Origin of the sequence: Methylobacterium sp. 17Sr1-1, assembly GCF_003173775.1 — a bacterium.
Taxonomy (GTDB): Bacteria; Pseudomonadota; Alphaproteobacteria; order Rhizobiales; family Beijerinckiaceae; genus Methylobacterium.
Window position 1 is genome coordinate 1,397,439 of sequence record NZ_CP029552.1, and the last position, 25,966, is coordinate 1,423,404.

The following is a 25,966-nucleotide window of genomic DNA, read 5'->3' on the forward strand; positions in this document are numbered from 1 at the left end:
CGGGATTGTGCAATGCGGGAGATATGGGCACCGTTCCGATGCTGCAGGGCACAACGGCCGTGCCGCCGACGCATGCACCCGCCATGATCTGACCGCATTGCCGGGCTCCGCGCGCATTGCCGAAATCCCGCCGCCGAAATCCCGCCGCATTGCGTGGACGGGGCCCGCGCGATAAGCCCCGCCGGTGACCCAAAGCCCCGCTTCCACCGCCCGCGGCCCGGTCGCCGCCCGCTACGACGCCCTTGTCGAGTCAGGCGCGATCGAGCGCGATCCCGCCCAGACCGGCCTCGTCGCCCGCCTCGACGAGGTGATCCGCGACCTCGCCGAGGCGCCGCCGCCGGCGAGCCCCGGCATCCTCGGCCGGCTGTTCGGCCGCAAGCCGGAGCCGGTCGCCGGCCCGTGCGGCCTCTACGTCTGGGGTCTCGTCGGCCGCGGCAAGACCATGCTGATGGACCTCTTCCACGAGGCGGCGCCCGGCCCGAAGCGCCGGGTCCATTTCCACGCCTTCATGGGCGACGTGCACGAACGCATCCACCGTCACCGCCAGGCGGTGAAGCAGGGGACCGCCAGAGGCGACGACCCGATCCCGCCGGTGGCCGAGGCGCTGGCGGCGGAGGCGCGGCTCCTCTGCTTCGACGAGTTCACCGTCACCGACATCGCCGACGCGATGATCCTCGGGCGGCTGTTCACCGCGCTCTTCGCCCGCGGCGTGGTGATGGTGGCGACCTCGAACGTCGAGCCCGACCGGCTCTACGAGGGCGGGTTGAACCGCGCCCTGTTCCTGCCCTTCATCGAGCAGCTGAAGGAGCGGGTCGCGGTGGTGCGGCTCGATTCGCGCACCGATTTCCGCCTCGAAAAGCTCGGCGGCAGCCCGGTCTACCACGTACCGGCGGACGCGGCGGCGCAGGCCGCGCTCACCGGCGCGTTCCGGGCGCTCTCCGGCGAGCCTCAGGGCCGGCCGACGACGATCCAGGTCAAGGGCCACGACGTGGCGATCCCCGAGGCCGCCGGCGGCGTCGCCCGCTTCACCTTCGCGGATCTCTGCGCCCGGCCCCTCGGCGCCGCCGACTACCTCGCGCTCGCCGAGCGCTTCCACACCGTGATCGTCGAGGAGATTCCGGTGATGGACATGCCCCAGCGCAACGAGGCCAAGCGCTTCATCATCCTGGTCGACGCGCTCTACGACACCCGCACCAAGCTGCTCGCCTCCGCGGCGGCCGAGCCGACCGGGCTCTACCTCGCCGATTCCGGCCGCGAGGCGTTCGAGTTCGAGCGCACGGTCTCGCGCCTGATCGAGATGCGCTCGGAGGAATACCTCGCCCTGCCGCACGGACGGCCGGATTCGGAGGCCTCGGGCAGCACGACGGGGCTGGTGGAAACGTGATGCTCTTGTGTCTTCGCATCGACACGTCGATGCGACGACGTCCGGCGCATGAGCGCCGGCGCCCGTTCGGGCTTGGCCGCCACCGTCGAACGAACCCGTCCGACGGTGGCGGTGCGAGGCCCGCTTCTTGATTGCGCCGCATTTCGCGCGCCGAAGCGGTGGCGCATTCTCGTTGTCAGACCGTTCCCGAGGCCCCCGATGACCCCCTCCCCTCTGCCCGCCGACGTCTCGCCCGAGCGCGCCGTCGCAGCCATCTCGCGCTGGCTGGCGGTGGAGAGCCCGACGGATTCGGCGGACGGCGTCAACCGCATGATGGACCTCGTCGCCGACGAGGCCGCCAGCCTGAACCTGACCGCCGAGCGGGTGCCGGGCCGCGACGGCTTCGGCGACAACCTGATCCTGCGGGCCGGCCCGCGGACGGGCGAGCCCGGCATCCTGGTCCTGTCCCACCTCGATACCGTGCATCCGATCGGCACGCTCGCCAACGATCTGCCGGTGCGGGTCGAGGGCGACCGGCTCTACGGCCCGGGCGTCTACGACATGAAGGGCGGCGCCTGGCTGGCGCTCCAGGCCTTCGCGGCGGCCGCCCGCGGGGGTGAGGCGCGGCGCCCCCTCACCTTCCTGTTCTCCAGCGACGAGGAGACCGGCTCGCAATCGACCCGCGGGCTGATCGAGGATCTGGGGCGGACGAGCGCCGCGGTGCTGGTGACCGAGCCCGGCCGCGACGGCGGCAAGGTGGTGACCGGACGCAAGGGGGTCGGGCGCTTCGACGTCCATGTCGAGGGCCGTCCCTCGCATGCCGGCACCCGCCACGCCGACGGCCGCAACGCGATCCGGGAGGCCGCCCGGCTGATCCTGGAAATCGAGGGGATGACCGATTATGCCCGCGGCGTGACCACCACGGTCGGGGTGATTTCCGGCGGCACCGCCGAGAACGTGGTGCCGCAGCATTGCCGCTTCGCCGTCGACCTGCGGGTCGTCACCGCGGCGGACGGGGAGGATTACGCGGGCCGGATCCTCGGGCTCTCCGCTGCGCAAGACTTTCGCGTGACGGTGACCGGCGGGATGAACCGGCCGCCCTACGCGTCGCACGCCGGCGCCGCCCTCTACGCCCATGCCCGGGCGCTGGCGCGGGACGAGCTCGGCTTCGAGCTCGGCGAGGTGCCGCTCACCGGCGGCGGCTCGGACGGCAACTTCACGGCGGCGCTCGGCATCCCGACCCTCGACGGCCTCGGCATCGACGGCGACGGGGCGCACACCCTGCAGGAATACGGCCTGATCTCCTCGATCGCCCCGCGGATGCGGCTGATGCAGCGGCTGCTCGAGACGCTGTGAGATCGAAGGGCGGCGCGATCTTTCGCGCGTGCCCCGCGTTGCCGGCCCGCATCCTGCACGGATGCGGGATCGCCAAGAAGCCCAGGCAAGTAGCCCAGGCAGGAACCGCAGGCGCGCATGACCGACCGCACCAATCCCTGGGTGACGCTCTCGCGCGAGCGGCGCTACGAGGACCGCTACCTCGGCGTCGACCTCGACCAGCTGCGGCACGAATCCGGCCGCGAGCACCCCCACGTCGCCCTGCGCTTCAAGGTGTACGGCGTCGCGGTGCTGCCGGTCGATCCCGCCGGCCGGGTCAGCCTGATCGGCCAGTACCGCTACGTGCTCGACCGCTTCACCTGGGAATTGCCCCGCGGCTCCGGCCCGGTCGGCGACGATGCCCTGGCCACCGCCCGGCGCGAATTGTCGGAGGAGACCGGCGACGAGGCGGAATCCTGGCTCGAGTTGCTGCGCCTCGACGCCTCGCCGGGCATCTCGAGCGAGCGGGTGCCGGCCTTCGTCGCCTGGAACCTGAAGCGCGGGCCGGCCCATCCGGACCCGCAGGAGAGCCTGCGGATGCGCCGCCTGCCCTTCGCCGAGGCGGTGGGCGAGGCCCTGTCGGGCGCGATCACCGACGGGCCGAGCGTGGCTTTGCTCCTGTGCCTGGCCGAGCGGGCCCGGCGCGGAGACCTGCCGGAGGACCTGCTCGCGCTGCTGCGGGGGTGACGACGCGGCCGGCATGGGAGATCCTTGCGGCAGGCACGGAGCCGCGTGCTAGGATGCCGACCGCAGGAACGCCACCGACAGGTTCAGCGCGATGAAGCCGCTCCCGCAGACCCGCATGAGCGTCGACGAGTACTTGGCCTGGAGCGAGGACAATCCGGGACGCTACGAACTCGTGCAGGGCGAGATGTTCGCGATGGCGGCCGAGCGGGCGCGTCATGCCATGACCCGCGTTGCGGTCTTCGACGCTCTGCGAGGCGCGGTGCGTGCCGCGGGAGTGACGTGCCGGGCGATGCCGGATGGAATGACCGTCCGCATCGACGCATATACCGCCTACGAGCCGGACGCCCTGGTCTATCGCGGGCCCCGGATCGACCCGAACGCAGTCGAGGTGAAGAGCCCGATCATCGTCGTCGAAGTCTCGTCGCCCAGCACCCGCCGCACTGACGCGAGCGAGAAGCTGACCGGCTACTTCCGGGTGCCGAGCATCCACCACTACCTGATGGTCGATCCCGACCGCCGGACGATCGTCCATCATCGCCGGTCAGGCGACGGGATCGAGAGCACCTTCCTTCAGGACGGCATCCTCGTCCTCGACCCGCCGGGCCTCGAACTCCCGGTGGCGTCGCTGTTCGAGGAGCCCTGAGGCCGCGGCTTGACCCTCCCGGCAGCGAATGCGACAGGCGGCCCAACATCTTGCGCACGGGCCCCTGCATGACCGCCTCCCTCGACCTCCTCGTCCTCGGCAACGCCATCGTCGACGTGATGGCCCGCACCGACGAGGCCTTCCTGGTGCGCGAGGGCGTGCACAAGGGCGCGATGCAGCTCATCGACGAGGCGCGGGCCGAGCACCTGTTTCAAGTGATGGGCCCGGCCACGATCATCTCGGGCGGCTCGGGCGCCAACACGGCGGTGGGTGCGGCCGTCCTCGGGGCGCGGGCGGGCTTCATCGGCAAGGTGCGCGACGACGAGCTCGGCCGCCTCTTCGCCCACGACCTCAACGCGACGGGCGTGTCGTTCAGCGTCGCCCCGGCCACCGAGGGCCCGGCCACCGCTCGCTGCTTCGTGCTGGTGACGCCGGACGGCGAGCGCACCATGAACACCTATCTCGGCGCCTGCCAGGGCCTCTCCGCGGCGGATGTCGACGAGGAGACGGTGCGGAGCGCCCGTCACGTCTACCTCGAGGGCTACCTGTGGGACCCGCCGGCCGCCAAGGAGGCGTTCCGCAAGGCCGCCCAGATCGCCCACGGCGCCGGCAACACGGTCGCGCTGACCCTGTCGGACGCGTTCTGCGTCGACCGCTACCGCGACGAGTTCCTCGGGCTGATCCGCGACGGCAGCCTCGACATCCTGTTCGCCAACATCCACGAGCTGAAGAGCCTGTACCAGACCGCCGACGCCGACACGGCGCTGGCGGCCCTGCGGCAGGAGACGGGGCTCCTCGGCGTCGTCACCCGCTCCGAGGAGGGCGCCCTGGTGGTGTCGGGGGCGGAGACGAAGGCGGTACCGGCCTCGCCGGTGCGCGAGGTGGTCGACACGACCGGCGCCGGCGACCTGTTCGCGGCGGGCTTCCTCGCCGGCCTCGCCCGCGGCCTCGACCATGCCGATTGCGCCCGCCTCGGCGCGGTCGCGGCCGCCGAGGTGATCTCGCATCTCGGCGCGCGGCCGCAGGGAGACCTCAAGGCGCTGGCGCAGCAGGCGGGCCTGTAAAAGCCCCCGCTTTCGTCAGAGCTTGACCGGTGCTAGGAGCGTCGCACGCCCGTCACGCGCGTGCGGCACCGACGTCAAGAAACCATCCGCCAGGGAGCGGCCCCGTTGGTCGAGAACCGCCGCTTCGGCAACCTGATCCCGCACCTCGTGCTCTGCCTCGGGGTCGGCATCGTCGTCTTCCCGGTCTACCTGGCGCTGATCGGCTCGACCCACGACGCCGCCACCATCGCCAACGGCCAGATGCCGCTCTGGCCCGGCGGCCACGGATTCGAGACCTACCGGCGCGCGCTGACCGAATCCGGCATGGCCGGCGCGCCGGTCGGGCTGATGCTCCTCAACAGCACGATCATGGCGCTCGCCATCGCGCTGGGAAAGATCTTCATCTCGCTCTTGTCGGCCTACGCGCTGATCTACTTCAAGTTTCCGTTCCGGCAGACCGCGTTTTGGGCGATCTTCGTCACCCTGATGCTGCCGGTCGAGGTGCGGATCTACCCGACCTACAAGGTCGCGGCCGATCTCCAGCTCCTCGACACCTATGCGGGCCTCGCCCTGCCGCTGATCGCCTCGGCGACCGCGACGCTGCTGTTTCGCCAGTTCTTCCTCACGGTGCCGAACGAGCTCGTCGAGGCCTCCCGCATCGACGGGGCCGGGCCGGTGCGGTTCTTCCTCGACACCCTGCTGCCGCTCTCGCGCACCACGATGGCGGCCCTGTTCGTGATCCAGTTCCTCTACGGCTGGAACCAGTATCTCTGGCCGCTCCTCGTCACCACCCGCGACGACATGCAGACGGTGGTGATCGGCCTGCGCAAGATGACCTCGATCACCGACCAGCTCACCGAATGGCAGATCGTCATGGCGACCGCCGTGCTGGCGATGCTGCCGCCGGTCGTGGTGGTGTTCGCGATGCAGAAGCTGTTCGTGCGCGGCCTGGTGGAGACCGAGAAGTGACCTCTTTCCGCACGATCGGATCGCCCTGATGGCCGGCCTCGCCCTCGACAACCTGCGAAAGACCTATTCCGGCGGCGTCGACGCGGTGCGCGGCGTCTCGCTCGACGTCCCGGACGGCGCCTTCTGCGTCCTCGTCGGCCCGTCGGGCTGCGGCAAGTCCACGGTCCTGCGGATGATCGCCGGCCTCGAGACCGTGACCTCGGGGGCGATCACCATCGGCGGCCGTAACGTCAACGACGTCGAGCCTGCCGACCGCGACATCGCGATGGTGTTCCAGAACTACGCGCTCTATCCGCACATGCGCGTCTACGACAACCTTGCCTACGGGTTGCGCAACCGCGGTACCCCGAAGCCGGAGATCGAGACCCGGGTGAAGGAGGCGGCGCGGCTCCTCGGCCTCGACGCCATGCTGACGCGCTATCCGCGCCAGCTCTCGGGCGGCCAGCGCCAGCGCGTCGCGATGGGGCGGGCGATCGTGCGGAAACCCCAGGTGTTCCTGTTCGACGAGCCGCTGTCGAACCTCGACGCCAAGCTGCGGGTGCAGATGCGGGTCGAGATCCGCCGCCTCCAGCGCCAGCTCGGCGTCACCACGGTCTACGTCACCCACGACCAGGTCGAGGCGATGACCATGGCCGACCGGCTGGTGGTGATGAACGGAGGCCAGATCGAGCAGGTCGGCACGCCGATCGAGATCTACCGCCGCCCGGCGACCCGCTATGTCGCGACCTTCATGGGCTCGCCGCCGATGAACATCCTGAAGGCGCAAGCCCTGGACGGTGGCGTGCGGATCGACGGCGCGGTGATCCCCGTCACCGGGATCGCCCCCGGCACGGCGGTCGAGGCCGGCATCCGGCCCGAGGACCTGCGGATCGCCGAGGACGGGTTGCCGTTCCGGATCGCCTTCGTGGAGGAGCTCGGCGCCACCCGCCTGCTGCACGGCCCGCTCGCCGGGACCGACGTGGCGGTGCAGGTGCCGGCGGGCTCCGCGCCCCAGGAGGGCGACACGGTGCGCCTCGCGATCGATCCGGCCGCCCTGCACCTGTTCGACCCCGCCACCGGAAAGCGGCTGGCGCAGGGCTGATCGGAGGCGGACGGGCTTTCCCGCTCCCTCAGCCGCGTCGTATGCAAGCGGGACGGGATTTCCGGTCGAGGGAATCCGACGGCGCCATCCCGCGAACGGGAGGCGCATGACGGGAGGCATCGTTTCCGTGCACAAACCGCTCGCCGGCATCAAGGTGCTCGAACTCGCCCGCATCCTGGCAGGACCCTGGATCGGCCAGCTCCTGGCGGATCTCGGCGCCGACGTGGTCAAGGTCGAGCGGCCGGGCGTCGGCGACGACACCCGCTCCTGGGGCCCGCCCTTCGTCGAGGGCGCCGACGGCGAAACACTCTCGGCCTCGTATTTCCACTCGGCGAATCGCGGCAAGCGCTCGGTCGCGGCGGATTTCGAGACCGCCGAGGGCCAGGCGATCGTCCGCAAGCTCGCCGCCCATGCCGACGTGGTGATCGAGAACTTCAAGGTCGGCGGGCTGAAGAAGTACGGCCTCGACCACGAGAGCCTGAGCGCCCTCAACCCGCGGCTCATCACCTGCTCGGTCACCGGCTTCGGCCAGGACGGGCCCTACGCGCCGCGGGCCGGCTACGACTTCATGATCCAGGGCCTCGGCGGGATCATGTCGCTCACCGGCGAGCCGGCGGGCGAGCCGGTCAAGACCGCGGTCGCCTTCGCGGACGTGTTCACAGGGGTCTACGGCACCGTCGCGATCCTCGCCGCGCTCCAGGGCCGACACGCCACCGGCAAGGGCTGCCACATCGACATGGCGCTCCTCGACACCCAGGTCTCGGTGCTCGGCAACCAGGCGCTGGTCTACCTGGTGTCGGGAATGCTGCCGCCGCGGATGGGCAACGAGCACACCAGCATCGTGCCCTACCAGGTCTTTCCGACCGCGGACGGTCACATCATCGTCGCCTGCGGCAATGACGGCCAGTTCCAGAAGTTCTGCACCGTGCTCGGCACGACCTGGCACCTCGACCCGGACTATTCCACCAATCCGGGCCGGGTCACGCGGCGCGAGGTGCTGATCCCGCTCATCGCGGCCGAGACGAGGCGTCACGCCAAGGCGGATCTGCTGGCGCGGCTCGGCGCCGTCAACGTCCCCTCCGGCCCGATCAACGACCTCGCCGAGGTGTTTTCCGATCCGCAGGTGGTGCATCGCGGCCTGCGCGTCGACTTAGCTGATCCGCGGGCGAAGGGCGGCACGATCCCGAGCGTACGCTCGCCGATTGTTATCGACGGCGTGCCGATGGCGGCGGAGACCGCCTCGCCTCAGGTGGGGGATCATACCTCGAGCGTGCTGGCGGATCCGGCCTGGGGTGGGTGACGGACTATGATCGCTGGCGTCGAGAATGCCCGCAGCGGCACCGCGCCTTCCGCTACGAATCCGGCGGATACCGGGTCCTGGGCGCAAGATTGTCGCGAGATGGAAGCCCGCCTGACACGTCGGATCGACGCCGTCAAGCGTGACATCGTCCTGACGACCGCCGGTCTGGTCATCGTCCAATATGTCGTGAATGTCGCCGTGATTACGTTTTTCATATTGATGTAGGTTGGCTGGAACAGGGACAAGATCGCGCGGGATCCCCTCTCCCGTGTGGGAGAGGGGTAGGGGTGAGGGTGGAGACGGTTCGGAATTAAGCTCGACGGTTGAGCTGTCAGCAGGACAGTCACAGCTTTACTGCGGAAGCGCGCCACCCTCACCCCTGGCCCCTCTCCCACACGGGAGAGGGGGGATCCTGTGCCTTCCTTACCGCCGTTCGCGCTAAGCAGCGCCGAGATCGAGATGGAGCACACACTCATGACCGACGCCCCCCGCCCCCGCACCGGCGGGCAGATCCTGGTGGACCAGCTCGCCCGCCACGGCGTCGGCGACATCTTCTGCGTGCCAGGGGAAAGCTACCTCGCGGTGCTCGACGCGCTGCACGATGCGCAGATCCGCCTCACCGTCTGCCGACAGGAGGGCGGCGCCGCCATGATGGCGGAGGCGCATGGCAAGCTGACGGGCAAACCCGGCATCTGCTTCGTCACCCGCGGCCCCGGCGCCACCAACGCATCCCCCGGGCTGCACATCGCCCGGCAGGATTCGACCCCGATGATCCTGTTCGTCGGCCAGATCGAGCGGGCGGCGCGCGAGCGCGAGGCGTTCCAGGAGCTCGATTACCGGGCGGTGTTCGGCACCATCGCCAAGTGGGTGACCGAGATCGACAGCGCCGACCGCATCCCTGAGCTGATCGCCCGCGCCTTCCACGTCGCCACGGCCGGCCGGCCCGGCCCGGTGGTGATCGCGCTGCCCGAAGACATGCTCACCGAGACCGCGAGCGTGCCGGACGCGCCCGCCTTCAAGCCGGTCGAGACCCATCCGGCGCTCGCCCAGATGGTCGAACTCCAGAACCTCCTGGCCAAGGCCGAGAGGCCGTTCGCGATCCTCGGCGGCAGCCGCTGGTCGGAGCAGGCCGTGCGGCGCTTCGCCCGCTTCGCCGACCTGTTCTCGCTCCCGGTCGCCTGCTCGTTCCGGCGTCAGGGCATGATCCCGGCCGACCACCGCTGCTATGCCGGCGACCTCGGCCTCGGCGTCAATCCGAAGCTGCTCGCCCGGATCAAGGAAGCCGACCTCCTGCTCCTCGTCGGCGGCCGGCTGTCCGAGATCCCGTCGCAGGGCTACACGCTCCTCGACATTCCGGGCCCGCGCCAGACGCTCGTCCACGTCCACCCGGACCCGGAGGAGCTCGGGCGCGTCTACAGCCCGGCCCTCGCGATCAACGCGAGTCCCACCGCCTTCGCGGCGGCGATCGAGACGGTGCAGCCGCCCCGCGCCCTGCCCTGGGCCGCCGGCACCGAGGCGCTGCACGCCGATTACCTGACCTGGAGCGACCCGACCCGGATCACCACGCCGGGCACGCTCCAGATGGGTGGCGTGATGGCGCATTTGCGCGAGGTGCTGCCGGCGGACGCGATCCTGTGCAACGGGGCCGGCAACTTCGCCACCTGGGTCCACCGCTTCTGGCCGTTCCGCGCCCATGACGGCCAGCTCGCCCCGACCTCGGGCTCGATGGGCTACGGCGTGCCCGCCGCCATCGGCGCCAAGCGGCTCCTGCCGGAGCGCACCGTGGTGGCGGTGTCGGGCGACGGCGACTTCCTGATGAACGGCCAGGACTTCGCCACAGCGGTCCAGTACGACCTCCCCGTCATCATCATCCTGGTCGATAACGGGATGTACGGCACGATCCGGATGCACCAGGAGCGCGAATATCCCGGCCGCGTCTCCGGCACCGCCCTGCGCAACCCCGACTTCGCCGCCTACGCGAAGGCCTTCGGCGGCTACGGCGAGCGGGTCGAGCGGACCGAGGATTTTCCGGCGGCGCTGGCGCGGGCGATCGAATCGGGCCTGCCGGCGATCCTGCACTGCCCGATCGACCCCGAGGCGATCACCCCGACGACGACCATCCAGGCCCTGCGCAACAGGCCGCGGCCGTAGCCGTCACGACGTCTCTTGTCCGGCGGGCACGGCTGTGCTTAGCCAGCTACTAACAAGCGCCCGCCGCCGAGACGGTGCGGGCCGCGTGCCCCCGGCGCTCCTGTCGTCGGAGTGTCACGCGGGCCCCGCATGAGGGGCCGCACACGAGGAGAGGACACCCGATGGCCCCCACCACGACCATCCGCATCGCGCTCGCCGGCCTCAGTCTCGCTGTCGCGGCGACCCCGGCGCTCGCCGTGACCGAGCTGCAATGGTGGCACGCGATGACGGGCGCCAACAACGACGCCGTCAACCGCCTCGCCGAGGAGTTCAACGCCTCGCAGAGCGACTACAAGGTCGTGCCGACCTACAAGGGCAATTACGGCGAGACGCTGAATGCCGGCATCGCCGCCTTCCGCGCCGGCACGGCGCCGCACATCATGCAGGTGTTCGAGGTCGGCACCGCCACGATGATGTCGGCCAAGGGCGCGGTGAAGCCGGTCTACCAGCTGATGAAGGATGCCGGCGAGCCGTTCGACCCGAACGCCTACCTGCCGGCGATCACCGGCTACTACTCGACGACGAAGGGCGAGATGCTCTCGTTCCCGTTCAACTCGTCGTCGATGGTGATGTGGGCCAACCTCGACGCCCTGAAGGCGATCGGCCTCTCCGAGCCGCCGAAGACCTGGCCGGAGCTTTTTGCCGCGGCCAAGAAGCTGACGCAGACCGGCTTCCCGAATTGCGGCTTCTCGACCACCTGGGTCACCTGGCTCAACATCGAGCAGCTCTCGGCCTGGCACAACGTCCCCGTCGCCACCAAGGCCAACGGCATGGACGGCCTCGACACCACGCTCGAGATCAACGGCCCGCTCCAGGTCAAGCACCTGACAAACCTGGCCGAGGCGCAGAAGGACAAGTCCTTCGACTATTCGGGCCGCTACGACAGCGGCTTCGGCCGCTTCACCGCCGGCGAGTGCCCGATCATGTTCGGGTCGTCCGGCTCCTATGGCAACGTCAAGGGCGCGGCGAAGTTCGCCTGGGCCTCGGCACCGATGCCCTACTATCCCGACGTGCCGGGCGCGCCGCAGAACAGCATCATCGGCGGCGCCTCGCTGTGGGTGATGGGCGGCAAGAAGCCCGACGAATACAAGGGCGTGGCGAAGTTCTTCAGCTTCCTGTCCGACACCGACCGGCAGGCGAAGCTGCACCAGACCACCGGCTACATGCCGATCACCAAGGCGGCCTACGAGAAGTCCAAGGCCGACGGCTTCTACGCCAAGAACCCGGCGCTCGAAGTGCCGATCAAGGAGCTGACCAACAAGACGCCGACCGAGAATTCCAGGGGCCTGCGCCTGGGCAACCTGCCGCAGATGCGCGACCTATGGGCCGAGGAGATCGAGGCGACGCTCGCCGGCAAGAAGACGGCGAAGCAAGCCCTCGACGAGGCGGCGACCCGCGGCAACGCGATGCTGCGCCAGTTCGAGAAGCAGGCCGGACGCTGATCCTATCAGCGAACGCCGGAGAGTGAGCGGATCCTGAATCGATGAGTCCCGAGCGCATCACCTTCGGAGGCCGGCTGCTGCCGGCGGCGCTAATCGCGCCGCAGCTCCTGATCGTCGGCCTGTTCTTCTACTGGCCGGCGGTGCAGGCGGTCTGGCAGTCGTTCCAGATGCAGGACGCGTTCGGGCTCTCGACCGAGTTCGTCTGGTTCGAGAATTACCGGGCCCTGTTCACGGATCCAGCCTATTACCAGGCCCTCGTCACCACGCTGGTCTTCGCAGCCGCGGTGGCGGGGCTCTCGCTCGGCTTCGCGCTCCTCCTCGCCACGATGGCGGACCGGGAGATCCGGGGGTCTGGAATCTACCGGACCCTCCTGATCTGGCCCTACGCGGTGGCGCCGGCGGTGGCCGGCGTGCTGTTCGGCTTCCTGTTCCAGCCCGGCCTCGGGCTGATCGCCCGCGGCCTCAACCAGATCGGCATCCCGTGGAACCCGCTGCTCGACGGGAACCACGCGATGATCCTGGTGGTGATGGCGGCGGCGTGGAAGCAGGTCTCCTACAATTTCCTGTTCTTCCTCGCCGGCCTCCAGGCGATCCCCCGCAGCGTGATCGAGGCGGCGGCGATCGACGGCGCCGGGCCGGCGCGGCGGTTCTGGACCGTCGTCTTCCCGCTGCTCTCGCCGACGACGTTCTTCCTGATGGTGGTCAACGTCGTCTACGCCTTCTGCGAGACGTTCGGCGTCATCGACGTGCTCACCCATGGCGGCCCGGGCCGGGCGACGCAGACGCTCGTCTACAAAGTCTACCAGGACGGCCGCATCGGCGCCGACCTCGGCGGCTCGGCGGCCCAATCGGTGGTGCTGATGGCGATCGTGATCGGGCTGACGGCGATCCAGTTCCGCTACGTCGAGAAGCGGGTGGCGTACTGACGCGCGCGGGGTGAACCCTCCCCCCAACGGAACTCGGGCTTGCCCGAGTTCCGCACCCAAGTGCCCAGGTCGGGCAAGCCCGACCTGGGATGGGGGAGGGTTCTTCCAGCGCGTCATCCGGATCGAGCGAGAGGAGCGGCACCCCCGCCGCTCAGGATGGCATCGCCCGATCCACCTCGCCCTCCTCGCCGAAGCCGAGTTCGTCGAACACCGCCGCAGCCGCGCGGATCATCGCCTGCACGGAGGGCAGGTCGCGGATGTCCGGGCTCGCGGTGCGCTGCAGGTCGAGGATGCCGGCGGCGAGGCGCAGGGCCTGGATCTCGGCCCGGGCGGCCTGGGACAGGCCGGGAGACGACAGGGGAGAGGGAAAAGCGGTCGCCATCGTGGTGCGTGCCTGGTCGGGTTCGGAGCGGATCTCGGGACGGGTCGGCCCGCAGTGGGGGCGGGACCGGGCGGAAGGGGATGCGCCGAGGGTCATGACCACCGCTCCTCCGCGGACGCCGTCGCGTCGGCGGGGGGATAGGTCCGGCCCACATGCCAGAGCGCGAGCCGGATCAGGTCGAGGGCGACCGGATCCTCGCACGCCGCGGCGTGCCGGTAGGCCTCGATCAGGTGCTCGGCCAGGCGGTCGGCCGGCACGGGCGGGCGGACCGGCGGCCGCACGCTGCGCAGGATCGGGGCGGAAAGGTGAGTGTCGTCGTGGCGCGGCATCGTTGGCGACCTCACGCTGTCAGGCCGCGCCCGGGCCGGGCCCGGTCCGGCGGAATGCGGGGGCGGGACCGGGCCAGGACGGGGGCGTCGACGCCGTAGGCGGCCCGGGTCGCCCGCAGCGCCTCCTCGGTCATCGCGATCGTGACGGCGCAGAGCGAGACGCCCGCGGAGACGGCCGGCAGGCCGAGAGGCCGCGGATTCCAGCCGATCTCCGCCATCTGGGGAATCCAATATGTCTCGATGACGAGGTTGAGGCGCGGGATGCCCTGCTCGAGGCAGTGCTCGATCATGCCCACCGCCACCACCCCGGCCGCCCGCGACAGCGGCCGGTCCTCGCGAAAGCGCGCGGAGGCGAAGAACCGGGTGCATTCCCAGGTCCCGGGCCCGCGCGCGAAGCCGCGGATGTCGGCGAGGTACGGAAAGATCTCGCTCAGGAGCGTCGGCGCGTCGGAGGGCAGCAGCCGCGTGCCGGCCGCCACCTGTCCGTCCCCGTCGATGGCGAGCAGGTAGCGCGTGGCCTCGCCGTCGAACCGGTCGCGCCCGGCGGCGTCGACGGCGCGCAAGGTCCGGCAGCCGCTCTCCTCGGCGGCGGCCCGCCGCAGGGCGTGGTGCTGCGCCAGCGCGTCCGCGTAGGTGCCACGGCTCGCCCGGTCGATGACGTGGAGGCGGATCATGCGCTGACGTCCCTCGGTCCGGCCTCATAAGGCCAGAGGCGGACGCGCTCCGGTATCCCCGAAAACCGGTAGGGGCGGTGCAACTTTGGCGGAGCGCTGCGGAGCGTCGCGCGGGCATACGCGGCAGGGATGCCCCGGCTGCCTGTTTCGGGCTCCCCGTGCGATGTCCGGAGGCGACCATCCGCCTCCGCGTCTCAGAGCATGATCTCGCGCAGGCGCAGGGCCTCGATCACCGTGTGGGTGGTGTTGCGGGTGCCGATCTTGCTGCGGGCGTTGCGCAGGTGGGTGGAGACGGTCTCGACCGAGACGCCGAGGAGGTCGGCGGTCTCCTCGCGGGTGCGCCCCTGCGCGGCGAAGGACAGGACGTCCCGCTCGCGGGCGCTCAGGAGCCGGCCGACCGATGGCTTGAGTCCGGCCGCCACCTTGGGCCGGCGGGCCGTGGTGCGGGCGGCGGCCGACCAGGCGTAGAGCCCGAGCAGGTGGATGGCGCGGCGCACCCGCGGCGTCATCTCGACCCGCTCGCCGGCGAGCGAGATGCCGCCCTGGAAGCCGCCGGCGTCGTGGACCGGCACGCAATAGCCCGCGCCCATGCCGTGCTCGCGGGCCTCCTCCATCACCCGGCGGGCCTGGGGGGCGGCATCCGGCGCGTACGGCACCTCGCTCCAGGCGAAGGGCTCGGTGGTGCGCAGGCAGTGATGCACCACCGGGTCGTGGCGGTAATGGCCGACCCGGTCGTAATGCGCCAGCCAGCCCTCCGGCCAGACGCTGAGCAGGAGGTTGGGGCCGATCCGTTCGCCCGGCTGCGGCAGCCGGGTGATCACGAAGTAGGAGAAGCCGCAGCGGGCGACGAGATCGAAGATCGTCTTCTGCACGTCGAGCGGGTCCGACATGCCGTCGAGGCCGTCGATCAGGTCGAATGATTGGCGAATGAACGCGTCGTCGGCGTCCGACATGACCCACCCCTGAACCCCGCGCCGCCCTCGCGCGACGCGGCCCCGCCCGGTTGCGATGCCCGCCAGCACAGCCAGTATTAGAATCCTGCCAGCAAAGATCAATGCGACCGGCGCGACCGCCGCGAGCGGCGTTGCCTCAGGGCGCGTTCCGCACTATCGGGAGCGGCAAGAAGCCCTCCGCTGCCGAAGGTCTGGCCGATGAAAGCGCGCGTCACCGTCACCCTGAAGACCGGCGTCCTCGACCCCCAGGGCAAGGCGATCGAGGGGGCGCTGCGCTCGCTCGGGATCACCGGCATCGCCGGCGTGCGCCAGGGCAAGTTCTTCGAGGTCGAGGTCGACGCCGCCGACGAGGCGGCCGCCGAGGCCACCGTCAAGGCGGCCTGCGACCGGCTGCTCGCCAACACCGTGGTCGAGAATTACCGCGTCGAGATCGCCCGATGAAGGCCGCGATCGTCGTCTTCCCGGGCTCGAACCGCGACGCCGACGTCGCCCGGGCCCTGCGGCTCGCCGGCGCCGAGGTGACCTCGGTGTGGCACACCGAGACCGCGTTGCCCCCCGGCACCGACCTCGCGGTCCTGCCCGGCGGCTTCTCCTACGGCGACTACCTGCGCTGCGGCGCCATCGCGGGCCGGGCGCACGCCATGGACGCGGTGCGGGCCCATGCCGCCCGCGGCGGCCTGGTGCTGGGCATCTGCAACGGCTTCCAGATCCTGTGCGAGTCCGGCCTGCTGCCGGGCGTGCTGATGCGCAACGTCAACCGCCGCTTCATCTGCCACCGTCAGACCCTGCGGGTCGAGCGCACCGACACCGCCTTCACCCGGGCCTATAGCCAGCATCAGGTGATCGACGTCTGCGTCGCCCATGGCGAGGGCAACTACTTCGCCGATCCCGAGACGCTGGCGCGGATCGAGGGCGAGGGCCGGGTGGCGTTCCGCTACTGCGACGAGGCCGGCCAGCTCACGGTCGAGGCCAACCGCAACGGCTCGCTCAACTCGATCGCCGGCATCTACTCCGAGGGCCGCAACGTGCTCGGGCTGATGCCGCACCCGGAGAACTTCGTGGAAGGCCTCGTCGGCGGCACCGACGGGCGCGGGCTGTTCGAGAGCCTGGCCAAAGCTGCCTGAGCGGCATCGCCTGGGGTGGATCGCGAAGGGCGGGCCGAAAGGCCCGCCCTTCGCGCGTTCAGTGTCCCTCGAACTCGACCAGGGTGCGCACCGGCAGGTCGAGGGCACGCAGGCGGTCGGCGCCGCCGAGCTCCGGCAGGTCGATGACGAAGCAGGCCGCCACCACCTCGGCGCCGATCCGGCGCAGCAGCTCGACCGCCGCGGTGGCGGTGCCGCCGGTGGCGATCAGGTCGTCGACCAGGATCACCCGGTCGCCAGGCTTCACCGCGTCCGAGTGGATCTCCATCTCGTCGGTGCCGTATTCGAGCGCGTAGGCGATCGAGACCGTGGTGTGGGGCAGCTTGCCCTTCTTGCGGATCGGCACGAAGCCCGAGGAGAGCTGGTGGGCGATCGCGCCGCCGAGGATGAAGCCCCGCGCCTCGATGCCGGCGACCTGATCGATCCGGCCGCCCGCGAAGGGATGCACCAGTTCGTCCACCGCGCGCCGGAAGGCGCGGGCGTCGCCGAGCAGGGTGGTGATGTCGCGAAACATGATGCCGGGCTTCGGATAGTCCGGGATCGAGCGGATCGCGTCCTTGAGGGCGGACAGGGTGCGCGGGTCCATGGCGTGCCTTCGGGTTCTCGGGATTCGGGCGGGACGGGGCCCGGGCCGGTCAGGCACCGGCCCGGGCGGGCGCGATCAGCCGCCGACCTTGCGCAGGATCGCGACCAGCTCGCGCTGCAGCACCTCGTTGCCGCAGGCGACCGAGCCGGCCGTCATCGGGTCGGCACCGCCGTCGGCGCTGGTGGCGAAGCCGCCGGCCTCGCGCACCAGGAGCAGGCCGGCCGCCATGTCCCAGGTCTTGATGTCGCGTTCCCAGTAGATGTCCGCCCGGCCGCAGGCCACGGCGGCGAGGTCGAGGGCGGCCGAGCCGGTCTGGCGCACGCCGCCGGTCACCGCCATCACCGCGGCGAGCTCCTTGAGCAGGCGCGGATGGCTGCCGCGGCCGAGATAGGGCGAGCCGTAGAGCGCCAGGCTGTCGGCGAGGTCCTGCCGGCCGGCGACCCGCAGGCGCTTGTTGTTGAGGAAGGCGCCCTTGCCGCGCTCGGCGATGTAGAGCTCGTCCTTGATCGGCTCGTAGATCACCGCGGCGACGATCGTGCCCTCGCGCTCGAGGCCGACCGAGATGCAGAAATGCGGCACGCCGTGCAGGAAGTTGGTGGTGCCGTCGAGGGGATCGACGTGCCAGGTATGGGTCTTGTCCTGGCCCTCGATGATCCCGCTCTCCTCCATCACGAGGCCGTAGCCCGGCCGCGCCTTCATCAGCGCCTCGCGCAAGGTCGCCTCGGCCTTGCGGTCGGCGGCGGAGACGAAGTCACCCGGCCCTTTGCGCGAGACCTGCAAGTTCTCGATCTCGCCGAAATCGCGCTTGAGCCCGCGCGCCGCCTTGCGCACGGCGTCGACCATCACGGTCATCAGGGGGGAGACGATCATCGGGCGGCGGCTCCCGGAATGCGGGTCGGGGTCATGGAACGATCCTTCGAGGGCGGGCGGAGGCGCCCGCGCGAGATGAACGCAAGGAGAGGCGCGCACCCGCATCCGAGCGGGGCGCCTCGCTGGTGATTGGCTCTAGAGCATCAACCCGAGGCGAGGAAACCACTTTTCGGGTGACGCAGCCTTGCACGGGCGCGGTGCGGCCTGGCCAAGTCGAGGTCCGAGGGCGATCCGTGCCCCTGTTCACGGCCCCGCCCGGTCCGCCGCCAGCCGTTCCGCCCGCGCCTTCTCCTCGGGCGTGAGCCCGGACACCGCTTGGGTCAGCCAGGCATCCGAGAGACCCTGCGCCCGGGCGGCCATGTCCCACGCGGCGGCCTCGACGAGGTTCTTCTGGACGCCGCGGCCGCTGGCATAGAGCCGGGCGACGCGATTCTGCGCCACCGCATTGCCCCGGAAGGCGGCGTGGCGGAAGTAGCGGGCGGCGCGGGCCTCGTCCTTCGGCACGCCCTCGCCGTTGAACAGCAGGATCGAGAACTCGACCTCGCCGGCGAGGTCGCCGTTGTCGGCGGCGCGGCGGAACCAGCCGGCGGCCTTGGTGGTGTCCTTCGCCACGCCACGGCCCTGGAGGTAGAGCACGCCGAGGGCGTGCTGGGCCGGGGCCAGCTCCTGATGGGCGGCCTGGCGCAGGAGCTCGATCGCGCGGGTCAGGTCGGCGGGCGCGCCGCTGCCGAGCAGGATCAGGGCCAGATTGTAGCTCGCGGCGGCGTCGGCCCGGGCGGCGGCCTTTTCCAGGAGGGCGCGGCCGGCGGCAGGATCCTTCGGCGCGCCGCGGCCCTCGATCTGCATCATGCCGAGGGTCGCGGCAGCGTGGGGATCGCCGAGATTGGCCGCCAGGCGGTACCACTCGGCGGCCCGCGCCGGATCCTGGCGCACGCCGAGGCCCTGGCTGTAGAGCTCCGCCAGCAGGGTCATGGCGGGAAAGTCGGTCTTGTTCTTCTCCAGCCGCTTCGTCGCCTCGCGGAACGCCGTGACGTAGAAGCCGCGCTGGTAGGCGCCGTAGGCGAGGTCGGCATTCGGGTCGTTCGACGGCGCGGGCGGCAGCGTGGCGGCGCCCGGCAGGGTCGTGGACTTGGAGGCCCCGAAGGTGTTGGGGGAGCCGAACCCGGGCGCGGCGGCACCCGGCGGGGTGGCGGCGGGCTCGGTCGTGGACGGGACGGACCGGGAAGCGGCCGGCCCGGCCGCAAGGCTCGCCAGTCCAAAGGACAACGTCCCGATGAGCGCCAGCGTCGCGAGGCGGGAGCGGCGCATCCTCACCCCTCCCCGCCTGCCGGGCGGTTCAGGATATGCGCCTGCGCCGCGGCGACCGCGGCCTCGTCCCCCTCCCCGGCCCAGAGCGCCGCGTCGAGGCCGATGAACTCGGCCCCCGTCGCCACGAGATCGGGCACGGAAGCGAGATCGTGGGCGAGCGCGATGCAGGGGGTCTCGAAGATCTCGACCCACCAGGTCAGCCGCGCGACGAGGTCGTCGAGGGGCAGCCCGGGATCGTCGCCGAACAGGATGTAGTCCGCGCCCGACTCGCCGGCCTGCATCGCGGCGTGCTTGCTGCGGATGCCGCCGACGCCGAGGATACGGCCGTCGCGCAGGCGCTCGCGCAAGCCGTGCAGCGGCCCCTTGCCCGTGTCCTCCTCCTCGTCGTCCCCGTCGGATTCCGCCTCCGCCCGGCCCGCCTCGGCCTCGGTCGCCTGGACGTGGACGCCGTCGGCGCCGCTGCGCGAGGCGACGGTGGCGAGATCGATGCTCCCGCCACCGGCGAGCACGAGCGCCGCGCCGGCTTCCTGCACCGCCGGAGCGACCGCCTTGACGGCGTTGACGAGCGCCCGCTCGTCGCCCGACGGCAGGCGCAGGATCACCGCGGCGACGTCGCCGGCCGCGACCGCGCGGGCGAGACGGTCCTTAAGGTCCGGGCCGGCCTCGGGGGCGGTGAGGAGGATCAGGCGGGTCTGGGGATCGGCCATCGGGATCGTCGAGCCTTCGGGGCGAACGGGCGGGGGTGAAAACGCCAAGGGTGAAAACGCACGGGGCGGACGGCCCCTCGGCCGCCCGCCCTGGTGCATCGCGAGTGGGGCGGCGATGCGGCGCGGGCCGCATCGCCGGTGCCGGGATGTTACTCCGCAGCGGCCTTCGTGGCGGCGAAGGACGGGTCGAGCTTGCCGGCGGCGTAGCGCTTGGCCATCTCGGACAGGGCGACGGGCCGGATCTTGCCGGCGTGACCCGCCGTGCCGAACTCCTCGAAGCGCTGCTTGCAGAGCTTCGTCATCGCGTCCATCGCGGGCTTCAGGTACTTGCGCGGGTCGAACTCGGCCTTGTTCTCCATCAGGATCTTGCGGATCTGGCCGGTCATCGCCATCCGGTTGTCGGTGTCGATGTTGATCTTGCGCACGCCGTGCTTGATGCCGCGCTGGATTTCCTCCACCGGCACGCCCCAGGTCGGCTTCATCTCGCCGCCATACTGGTTGATGATGTCCTGCAGGTCCTGCGGGACCGACGAGGAGCCGTGCATCACCAGGTGGGTGTTGGGCAGGCGGCGGTGGATCTCCTCGATCACGTTCATCGCCAGCACCGCACCGTCGGGCTTGCGGGTGAACTTGTAGGCGCCGTGCGAGGTGCCCATCGCGACCGCGAGCGCGTCGACCTTGGTGGCCGCCACGAATTTTTCCGCCTCGGCCGGGTCGGTCAGGAGCTGGTCGTGCGACAGGGTGCCTTCGGCGCCGTGGCCGTCCTCGGCCTCGCCCTGGCCGCTTTCCAGCGAGCCGAGCACGCCGAGCTCGCCCTCGACCGAGCAGCCGGCCCAGTGCGCCATCTCGGTCACCTTGCGGGTGATCTCGACGTTGTAGTTGTAGTCCGCCGGGGTCTTGCCGTCGGCCTTCAGCGAACCGTCCATCATCACCGAGGTGAAGCCGTACTGGATCGCTGTGGCGCAAGTCGCCTCGTTGTTCCCGTGATCCAGGTGCATGCAGACCGGGATGTGGGGATAGATCTCGACGAGGCCGTCGATCAGCTTGGCCAGCACGACGTCGTTGGCGTAGGCGCGGGCGCCGCGGCTCGCCTGCAGGATCACCGGCGAGTCGGTGGCGTCGGCCGCCGCCATGATGGCGAGGCCCTGTTCCATGTTGTTGATGTTGAAGGCCGGCACCCCGTAGCCGTGCTCGGCGGCGTGGTCGAGGAGCTGCCTGAGCGTGATGCGCGCCATATCCGTATCCTCCGGGATCGTCAGTGTTGCCGCATTGTAGCGGACGGGCCGGCGGGCGTCATAGCCCTGCCGACCTGAACGGAATCCTCAAGCTTGCCGGCGCAGCGCGTCGACGCCCGGGAGCGGCTTGCCCTCGAGCCATTCGAGGAAGGCGCCGCCGGCGGTCGAGATGTAGGTGAAGTCCTCCGACACGCCGGCATGATTGAGCGCCGCCACCGTGTCGCCGCCGCCCGCCACCGAGACGAGCTTGCCGGCCTTGGTGCGGGAAGCGGCATGACGCGCCGCCGCCACCGTGCCCTGGTCGAAGGGCGCGATCTCGAAGGCACCGACCGGGCCGTTCCACACCAGGGTCTTGGCGTCGTCGATCGCAGCCGCGATCCGGTCGACCGACAGGCTGCCGATGTCGAGGATCATGCCGGTCTCCGGGATCGCATCGACCCCGTAGGTGTGGTGGGGCGCGCCGGCCTTGAACTCCTCCGCCACCACGCCGTCGACCGGCAGGATGATGGCGCAGTTGTTCTCCCGCGCCGCCTCGATGATTCCTTGCGCGGTGCCGGCGAGGTCGCGCTCGCACAGCGACTTGCCGACGCCGAGCCCGGCGGCGTGCAGGAAGGTGTTGGCCATGCCGCCGCCGATCACCAGGGCGTCGACCTTGGCGACGAGGTTCTTGAGGAGGTCGATCTTGGTCGAGACCTTGGAGCCGCCGACGATCGCCACGACCGGCCGGGCCGGGGCCTCGAGGCCCTTGGTCAGCGCGTCGAGCTCGGCCTGCATCAGGCGCCCGGCATAGGCCGGCAGCACGTGGGCGAGGCCTTCGGTCGAGGCGTGCGCCCGGTGGGCCGCGGAGAAGGCCTCGTTGACGTAGACGTCGCCGTTCGCGGCCAGCGCCTTGACGAAGGCGGCGTCATTCTTCTCCTCGCCGGCGTGGAAGCGGGTGTTCTCCAGCATCAGGACGTCGCCGTCCTTCAGGCCCGCCACGGCCGAGGCGGCCGTCTCGCCGATGCAATCCTCCGCGAAGGCGACCGGGCGGCCGAGCGCCGCAGCGGTGGCCTCGGCGATCGGGCGCAGGGACTCGGCGGCGACCGGCTTGCCCTTCGGGCGGCCGAAATGCGCCAGCAGGATCACCTTGGCGCCGGCCTCGCAGAGCTCGTTGAGGGTCGGCACGACGCGCAGGATGCGGGTGGCGTCGGTGACGCGGCCCTGGTCCATCGGCACGTTGAAGTCGACGCGCACGAGGACGCGCTTGCCCTTCAGGTCGCCGGCATCGTCGAGGGTACGGAAACGGGTCATCGGCGGGGGCACCTTGTCGCGAGGGGGGAAGGGCGCTGTCGAGATCAGCGCAGCGGGATCAGGCCCTGGAGGTTGAGGCGCTGCGCGACCAGGGTCAGCGCCACCGTCAGGACGGCGGTGACGACGGCCGTGACGATCAGGGCGCCGGCGCCCGGCAGGCGGCGGGTGCGCTCGCTGAGCGCCCGGACCTCGTTGCGCAGGGCCGCGAGATCGGCCTGGCGGGCGGCCTCGTTCATGCGGGCGCCGGCCGCATCGACCCGGTCCTCGACGCGGGCGAGCAGAGCCTCGGAGCGGGCGTACTTGTCCTCGATCCGCGAGGCCTTGTCCTCGATGCGGGCGAGCTGGTCGGCGACCCCGGCGGGCAGCGCGACGGCGACCCGAGCGGGACCGCCGGCCGGCGCAGCCACACTCGTCGAAGGACCTTGCGTGGGGGGCACTTGCACAGGGGGCACTGGCGCCGGAACGGCGGGGGTCGCCCCCTGTTGCGCCGGGGTCGGAACCTGTCCCTGGAGCAGGGCGGTGTCGGCGGCGTTCGCGGGGCGGGTGGCGGGCGCGGCGTCGGTCATCGGCGGATCCTCGGGGGCGAATCCTTACAAGGGTAGAGCGGGCGGCCCCGCGACGGGGCCGCCCGGGAACGAAGGCCGGCCCCTTCGGAGCCGGCCCGTCGCGTCCGCCGCGTCAGATCAGCTTCGCCATCGCGATGGCGGTGTCGGCCATGCGGTTCGAGAAGCCCCACTCGTTGTCGTACCAGGTCAGCACGCGCACGAAGGTGCCGTCCATGACCTTGGTCTGGTCGATGTGGAAGGTCGACGAGTGGGGATCGTGGTTGAAGTCGATCGAGACGTTCGGAGCCTCGGTGAAGCCGAGCACGCCCTTGAGCGGGCCGTTCGCCGCGGCCTTGATCGCCTCGTTGATCTCGGCGACCGAGGTGGCGCGCTTGGAATTGAACTTGAAGTCGACGACCGAGACGTTCGGGGTCGGCACACGGATCGAGGTGCCGTCGAGGCGGCCGTTCAGCTCCGGCAGCACCAGGCCGACGGCCTTGGCGGCGCCGGTCGTGGTCGGGATCATCGACAGGGCCGCGGCGCGGGCCCGGTAGAGGTCCTTGTGCATCTGGTCCAGCGAGGGCTGGTCGTTGGTGTAGGAGTGGATCGTCGTCATGAAGCCGCGCTCGATGCCGACGGCGTCGTTGAGCACCTTGGCGACCGGGGCGAGGCAGTTGGTGGTGCACGAGGCGTTGGAGACCACGAGGTGGTCGGCCGTCAGCTTGTCGTGGTTCACGCCGTAGACGACCGTGAGGTCGGCGCCGTCGGCGGGGGCCGAGACGAGGACGCGCTTGGCGCCGGCCTCGAGGTGCAGCTTCGCCTTGTCCTTCGAGGTGAAGATGCCGGTGCATTCCATCGCGATGTCGACGCCGAGCTCGCGGTGGGGCAGCTCGGCCGGGTTCTTGATCGCGGTGACGCGGATGCGCTGGCCGTCGACCACGATGTGATCGCCCTCGACCGAGACGGTGCCGGGGAACTTGCCGTGCACCGAATCGAAGCGCAGCAGGTGGGCGTTGGTCTCGACCGGGCCGAGATCGTTGATGGCCACGACCTCGATGTCGGTGCGGCCGGCCTCCTTGATGGCGCGCAGGACGTTGCGGCCGATGCGTCCGAAGCCGTTGATGGCGACCTTGACCGTCATGTGTTCTCTCCCGTGGGGTTGGCGTGGCGGAGGGGATGGGGGCCGGACGACCCCGCAGCGGAGCGGGCGGCGCGGCGGGCGCGGCGCGTGTCGACGCTGAAGAGGAGCCGGCCTTCGCCGGCATGTACGCTGAAGAGGAGCCGGCCTTCGCCGGCATGTACGTTGAAGAGGAGCCGGCCTTCGCCGGCATGGCCCGCCGCGCCGCCCGTGGTCCCGGACACGCCGGCCGTCCCGGCGGGGACGGCACTGGCGGGGAGCACGGGAAGCGTCACGGCGGCTCGTATTTCTGTCAATCCGCCGGCGACAGCCGCCCGGCGGGGGCGCCGGCTTCCTATCATGGCGCCGGGAGGTGTCAAACCCGGGCGGGGCCTTGGGGAAAACCGCCCCGTCCGCGGTCGCGATCCGGCAGCATCGCGCGGTTTTGCGGTGGATGACACGCCGTTCTCGCCCGTGCGACGCGCGTGATCGTCATCCGTTCGCCGCGTCGACGTCGCCCGCAAGGATCCCGGACCATCGCGTGAGAGACCTTTAACCATGCTCGCGCAACGGGCGGGAGACAGTCGGACCCGTAACGAAAATTGCATCCACCGACCTGTATGCCGGGAGGCATAGGTGACGGCAGCGATGCAGATCGATCTTCACACCCTCTACTGCCTGATCGTGGGCACGGTGCTGATCGCCGGCGCGGCGATGCTCTGGGAGCGCCAGGCCCAGCCGCGGCGGGCCCGTGAACTCGGGATCTGGGCCGGTGCCTTCCTGGCCTTCGCGGCGGGCCTGGTCGTGGCGATCAACCGGGCCGCCCTGCCGGGCGTCCTGGGATCGGCGCTCGCCAACCTGGTGATCGTGTCCGGCTACCTGATGATCCTGCACGGCGTCGCCCTCCTCGACGGGCGGGCGCGGCTGCGCCTGCCGCTCGCCGTGCTCGCCGGCCTCGCCCTCCTGTGGATCACGGTCGGGGTGCGCGCCCCCGGCATGCTCTGGAACTATCTCGGCTCGCTGCCGATCGCGCTGGCCTGCGGGCTGACCGCCTGGCGGCTCCTGCGCAGCCGCACCGCCCGGACCTTGCGCGCGCGGCAGCTCGCGGTCGCGGTGGCGGGCGGGCACGCCCTGTTCTATATCGTGCGGGGGGTCGCGACGCCGGCCCTCGTGGCGATCTACGGCGAGGGGCTGCTGCCGGTCTTCGGCAAGATGACGATGTACGAGGGCGTGCTCTACTCCGTCGCGATGCCGATGGGGCTGATCGCTCTGGTGCGCGAGGAGGCGCAGGCACAGGCCGTCGCGGCGTCCCGCACCGACCACCTCACCGGCCTGCAGAACCGCCACGGCTTCTTCGAAGACGGCGCGCGGCTCCTCGCCGAGCGCCCCGCCGCGCTGCTGGCCTTCGACCTCGACCACTTCAAGGCGATCAACGACCGCCACGGCCATGCCGCCGGCGACGCGGTGCTGCGGCTCTTCGCCGACACCGCCCGCCGGGCCGCCGGGCCGGACGCGCTCGTCGCCCGGCTCGGCGGCGAGGAATTCGCCGCCCTGCTGCCGGGGCTCGACGTCGCCGCGGCGCGGCAGGTCGGCGAGGGCGTCGCCCGCCGCTTCGCCGAGGCGGCGCTCGACCGCGCCGGGCCCGGCATCCCGGCGACCGTCAGCATCGGGCTCGCCGCGGCGCGGACCGAGTGCGGCGACCTCCTCGCCCTGCTCTCGGCCGCCGACCGTGCCCTCTACCGGGCCAAGGCCGCCGGCCGGAACCGGCTGGAGGTCGCGGCGGCGGCCTGATCGTCCCCGCACTCCCCAT

General features: G+C 71.0%; 27 protein-coding genes. 15 read left to right on the forward strand and 12 right to left on the reverse strand.

The genetic code is table 11. The annotated features are described in order from the left end of the window. Window positions 1-184: 184 nt before the first annotated feature. The 12 genes from zapE to ugpA all read left to right on the forward strand — a co-directional run bounded on the left by zapE (window position 185) and on the right by ugpA (window position 13,018). The gene (zapE, locus tag DK412_RS06320) at window positions 185-1,384 is read left to right on the forward strand and encodes a cell division protein ZapE (protein WP_109971257.1); all 1,200 of its coding nucleotides are present in this window, start codon (window positions 185-187) and stop codon (window positions 1,382-1,384) included. A gap of 198 nt (window positions 1,385-1,582) precedes the next feature. Continuing rightward, on the forward strand, window positions 1,583-2,719 hold the full coding sequence (locus DK412_RS06325; RefSeq protein ID WP_109971258.1) for a M20 family metallopeptidase: 1,137 nt from the start codon (window positions 1,583-1,585) through the stop codon (window positions 2,717-2,719). A gap of 117 nt (window positions 2,720-2,836) precedes the next feature. Then, window positions 2,837-3,424 (forward strand): NUDIX hydrolase, encoded by a 588-nt coding sequence (locus DK412_RS06330; RefSeq protein WP_109971259.1) that lies wholly within the window; start codon window positions 2,837-2,839, stop codon window positions 3,422-3,424. A gap of 91 nt (window positions 3,425-3,515) precedes the next feature. Next, window positions 3,516-4,067 carry a Uma2 family endonuclease gene (locus tag DK412_RS06335; RefSeq protein ID WP_245447451.1) on the forward strand — a complete coding sequence of 184 codons (552 nt, stop codon included), beginning with the start codon at window positions 3,516-3,518 and terminating at the stop codon, window positions 4,065-4,067. A gap of 68 nt (window positions 4,068-4,135) precedes the next feature. After that, a complete protein-coding gene (locus tag DK412_RS06340; protein WP_109971260.1) occupies window positions 4,136-5,131 on the forward strand; it encodes an adenosine kinase in 996 nt (331 codons plus the stop codon). A gap of 105 nt (window positions 5,132-5,236) precedes the next feature. After that, window positions 5,237-6,079: a sn-glycerol-3-phosphate ABC transporter permease UgpE gene (ugpE, locus tag DK412_RS06345; protein ID WP_093571311.1), complete on the forward strand. Its 843-nt coding sequence runs from the start codon at window positions 5,237-5,239 to the stop codon at window positions 6,077-6,079. Between the two features lie 28 nt (window positions 6,080-6,107). Continuing rightward, a complete protein-coding gene (locus DK412_RS06350; protein WP_109971261.1) occupies window positions 6,108-7,160 on the forward strand; it encodes a sn-glycerol-3-phosphate import ATP-binding protein UgpC in 1,053 nt (350 codons plus the stop codon). Between the two features lie 127 nt (window positions 7,161-7,287). Beyond that, window positions 7,288-8,460, forward strand: coding sequence for a CaiB/BaiF CoA-transferase family protein (locus tag DK412_RS06355; protein ID WP_109975095.1), 1,173 nt, complete (start codon window positions 7,288-7,290; stop codon window positions 8,458-8,460). A 6-nt stretch (window positions 8,461-8,466) separates the two neighbouring features. Further along, window positions 8,467-8,685 (forward strand): hypothetical protein, encoded by a 219-nt coding sequence (locus DK412_RS30045; RefSeq protein ID WP_162596129.1) that lies wholly within the window; start codon window positions 8,467-8,469, stop codon window positions 8,683-8,685. 249 nt (window positions 8,686-8,934) lie between these two features. Continuing rightward, window positions 8,935-10,611: a thiamine pyrophosphate-binding protein gene (locus DK412_RS06360; RefSeq protein WP_109975096.1), complete on the forward strand. Its 1,677-nt coding sequence runs from the start codon at window positions 8,935-8,937 to the stop codon at window positions 10,609-10,611. Between the two features lie 161 nt (window positions 10,612-10,772). Further along, window positions 10,773-12,092: a sn-glycerol-3-phosphate ABC transporter substrate-binding protein UgpB gene (gene ugpB, locus DK412_RS06365; RefSeq protein ID WP_109971262.1), complete on the forward strand. Its 1,320-nt coding sequence runs from the start codon at window positions 10,773-10,775 to the stop codon at window positions 12,090-12,092. Between the two features lie 41 nt (window positions 12,093-12,133). Further along, a complete protein-coding gene (gene ugpA / locus DK412_RS06370; RefSeq protein WP_093568162.1) occupies window positions 12,134-13,018 on the forward strand; it encodes a sn-glycerol-3-phosphate ABC transporter permease UgpA in 885 nt (294 codons plus the stop codon). A 151-nt stretch (window positions 13,019-13,169) separates the two neighbouring features. Here ugpA and DK412_RS06375 read toward each other — a convergent pair whose 3' ends face one another. The 4 genes from DK412_RS06375 to DK412_RS06390 all read right to left on the reverse strand — a co-directional run bounded on the left by DK412_RS06375 (window position 13,170) and on the right by DK412_RS06390 (window position 15,356). Beyond that, window positions 13,170-13,496: a hypothetical protein gene (locus tag DK412_RS06375; protein WP_162596130.1), complete on the reverse strand. Its 327-nt coding sequence runs from the start codon at window positions 13,494-13,496 to the stop codon at window positions 13,170-13,172. Beyond that, window positions 13,493-13,729 (reverse strand): hypothetical protein, encoded by a 237-nt coding sequence (locus DK412_RS06380; protein ID WP_109971264.1) that lies wholly within the window; start codon window positions 13,727-13,729, stop codon window positions 13,493-13,495. The genes DK412_RS06375 and DK412_RS06380 overlap by 4 nt, the downstream gene beginning before the upstream one ends. An 11-nt stretch (window positions 13,730-13,740) precedes the next feature. Next, window positions 13,741-14,403, reverse strand: coding sequence for an acyl-homoserine-lactone synthase (locus DK412_RS06385; RefSeq protein ID WP_109971265.1), 663 nt, complete (start codon window positions 14,401-14,403; stop codon window positions 13,741-13,743). Between the two features lie 194 nt (window positions 14,404-14,597). Continuing rightward, window positions 14,598-15,356, reverse strand: a complete 759-nt coding sequence (locus tag DK412_RS06390; RefSeq protein ID WP_109971266.1) for a LuxR family transcriptional regulator — start codon at window positions 15,354-15,356, stop codon at window positions 14,598-14,600. A gap of 198 nt (window positions 15,357-15,554) precedes the next feature. On the opposite strand from DK412_RS06390, the gene purS reads away from it, so the two are divergent. Both purS and purQ read left to right on the forward strand, forming a co-directional pair. Next, window positions 15,555-15,797: a phosphoribosylformylglycinamidine synthase subunit PurS gene (gene purS / locus DK412_RS06395; protein ID WP_048431902.1), complete on the forward strand. Its 243-nt coding sequence runs from the start codon at window positions 15,555-15,557 to the stop codon at window positions 15,795-15,797. Beyond that, a complete protein-coding gene (gene purQ / locus DK412_RS06400) occupies window positions 15,794-16,480 on the forward strand; it encodes a phosphoribosylformylglycinamidine synthase subunit PurQ (protein WP_109971267.1) in 687 nt (228 codons plus the stop codon). Before purS ends, purQ begins: the two co-directional genes overlap by 4 nt. 58 nt (window positions 16,481-16,538) lie before the next feature. Here the strand turns inward: purQ and DK412_RS06405 are convergent, their stop codons facing one another. The 8 genes from DK412_RS06405 to gap form a co-directional block, all read right to left on the reverse strand. After that, window positions 16,539-17,084, reverse strand: coding sequence for an adenine phosphoribosyltransferase (locus DK412_RS06405; protein WP_109971268.1), 546 nt, complete (start codon window positions 17,082-17,084; stop codon window positions 16,539-16,541). A gap of 75 nt (window positions 17,085-17,159) precedes the next feature. Beyond that, window positions 17,160-17,954 carry an inositol monophosphatase family protein gene (locus DK412_RS06410; protein ID WP_093568155.1) on the reverse strand — a complete coding sequence of 265 codons (795 nt, stop codon included), beginning with the start codon at window positions 17,952-17,954 and terminating at the stop codon, window positions 17,160-17,162. A 243-nt stretch (window positions 17,955-18,197) separates the two neighbouring features. Further along, a complete protein-coding gene (locus DK412_RS06415) occupies window positions 18,198-19,262 on the reverse strand; it encodes a tetratricopeptide repeat protein (RefSeq protein ID WP_109971269.1) in 1,065 nt (354 codons plus the stop codon). Between the two features lie 2 nt (window positions 19,263-19,264). Beyond that, window positions 19,265-19,969: a thiamine phosphate synthase gene (locus DK412_RS06420; RefSeq protein WP_109971270.1), complete on the reverse strand. Its 705-nt coding sequence runs from the start codon at window positions 19,967-19,969 to the stop codon at window positions 19,265-19,267. A 149-nt stretch (window positions 19,970-20,118) separates the two neighbouring features. Continuing rightward, window positions 20,119-21,204: a class II fructose-bisphosphate aldolase gene (gene fba, locus DK412_RS06425; RefSeq protein ID WP_109971271.1), complete on the reverse strand. Its 1,086-nt coding sequence runs from the start codon at window positions 21,202-21,204 to the stop codon at window positions 20,119-20,121. Between the two features lie 87 nt (window positions 21,205-21,291). Then, a complete protein-coding gene (locus DK412_RS06430) occupies window positions 21,292-22,494 on the reverse strand; it encodes a phosphoglycerate kinase (RefSeq protein WP_109971272.1) in 1,203 nt (400 codons plus the stop codon). 44 nt (window positions 22,495-22,538) lie between these two features. Further along, complete coding sequence (locus tag DK412_RS06435) at window positions 22,539-23,060, reverse strand: hypothetical protein (RefSeq protein ID WP_109971273.1); 522 nt, start codon at window positions 23,058-23,060, stop codon at window positions 22,539-22,541. A 112-nt stretch (window positions 23,061-23,172) separates the two neighbouring features. Next, the gene (gap, locus tag DK412_RS06440) at window positions 23,173-24,180 is read right to left on the reverse strand and encodes a type I glyceraldehyde-3-phosphate dehydrogenase (RefSeq protein WP_109959041.1); all 1,008 of its coding nucleotides are present in this window, start codon (window positions 24,178-24,180) and stop codon (window positions 23,173-23,175) included. A gap of 612 nt (window positions 24,181-24,792) precedes the next feature. On the opposite strand from gap, the gene DK412_RS06445 reads away from it, so the two are divergent. Continuing rightward, a complete protein-coding gene (locus DK412_RS06445) occupies window positions 24,793-25,947 on the forward strand; it encodes a GGDEF domain-containing protein (protein ID WP_204165510.1) in 1,155 nt (384 codons plus the stop codon). Window positions 25,948-25,966: the final 19 nt, after the last annotated feature.

Coding starts and splice junctions, on each gene's coding strand:
- DK412_RS06325 (WP_109971258.1), top strand. CDS start 1,583: ATGACCCCCTCCCCTCTGCCCGCCGACGTCTCGCCCGAGCGCGCCGTC.
- DK412_RS06330 (WP_109971259.1), top strand. CDS start 2,837: ATGACCGACCGCACCAATCCCTGGGTGACGCTCTCGCGCGAGCGGCGC.
- DK412_RS06335 (WP_245447451.1), top strand. CDS start 3,516: ATGAAGCCGCTCCCGCAGACCCGCATGAGCGTCGACGAGTACTTGGCC.
- DK412_RS06340 (WP_109971260.1), top strand. CDS start 4,136: ATGACCGCCTCCCTCGACCTCCTCGTCCTCGGCAACGCCATCGTCGAC.
- DK412_RS06350 (WP_109971261.1), top strand. CDS start 6,108: ATGGCCGGCCTCGCCCTCGACAACCTGCGAAAGACCTATTCCGGCGGC.
- DK412_RS30045 (WP_162596129.1), top strand. CDS start 8,467: ATGATCGCTGGCGTCGAGAATGCCCGCAGCGGCACCGCGCCTTCCGCT.
- DK412_RS06360 (WP_109975096.1), top strand. CDS start 8,935: ATGACCGACGCCCCCCGCCCCCGCACCGGCGGGCAGATCCTGGTGGAC.
- ugpB (WP_109971262.1), top strand. CDS start 10,773: ATGGCCCCCACCACGACCATCCGCATCGCGCTCGCCGGCCTCAGTCTC.
- ugpA (WP_093568162.1), top strand. CDS start 12,134: ATGAGTCCCGAGCGCATCACCTTCGGAGGCCGGCTGCTGCCGGCGGCG.
- DK412_RS06375 (WP_162596130.1), bottom strand. CDS start 13,496: ATGACCCTCGGCGCATCCCCTTCCGCCCGGTCCCGCCCCCACTGCGGG.
- DK412_RS06380 (WP_109971264.1), bottom strand. CDS start 13,729: ATGCCGCGCCACGACGACACTCACCTTTCCGCCCCGATCCTGCGCAGC.
- DK412_RS06385 (WP_109971265.1), bottom strand. CDS start 14,403: ATGATCCGCCTCCACGTCATCGACCGGGCGAGCCGTGGCACCTACGCG.
- DK412_RS06390 (WP_109971266.1), bottom strand. CDS start 15,356: ATGTCGGACGCCGACGACGCGTTCATTCGCCAATCATTCGACCTGATC.
- purS (WP_048431902.1), top strand. CDS start 15,555: ATGAAAGCGCGCGTCACCGTCACCCTGAAGACCGGCGTCCTCGACCCC.
- purQ (WP_109971267.1), top strand. CDS start 15,794: ATGAAGGCCGCGATCGTCGTCTTCCCGGGCTCGAACCGCGACGCCGAC.
- DK412_RS06405 (WP_109971268.1), bottom strand. CDS start 17,084: ATGGACCCGCGCACCCTGTCCGCCCTCAAGGACGCGATCCGCTCGATC.
- DK412_RS06410 (WP_093568155.1), bottom strand. CDS start 17,954: ATGATCGTCTCCCCCCTGATGACCGTGATGGTCGACGCCGTGCGCAAG.
- DK412_RS06415 (WP_109971269.1), bottom strand. CDS start 19,262: ATGCGCCGCTCCCGCCTCGCGACGCTGGCGCTCATCGGGACGTTGTCC.
- DK412_RS06420 (WP_109971270.1), bottom strand. CDS start 19,969: ATGGCCGATCCCCAGACCCGCCTGATCCTCCTCACCGCCCCCGAGGCC.
- fba (WP_109971271.1), bottom strand. CDS start 21,204: ATGGCGCGCATCACGCTCAGGCAGCTCCTCGACCACGCCGCCGAGCAC.
- DK412_RS06430 (WP_109971272.1), bottom strand. CDS start 22,494: ATGACCCGTTTCCGTACCCTCGACGATGCCGGCGACCTGAAGGGCAAG.
- DK412_RS06435 (WP_109971273.1), bottom strand. CDS start 23,060: ATGACCGACGCCGCGCCCGCCACCCGCCCCGCGAACGCCGCCGACACC.
- gap (WP_109959041.1), bottom strand. CDS start 24,180: ATGACGGTCAAGGTCGCCATCAACGGCTTCGGACGCATCGGCCGCAAC.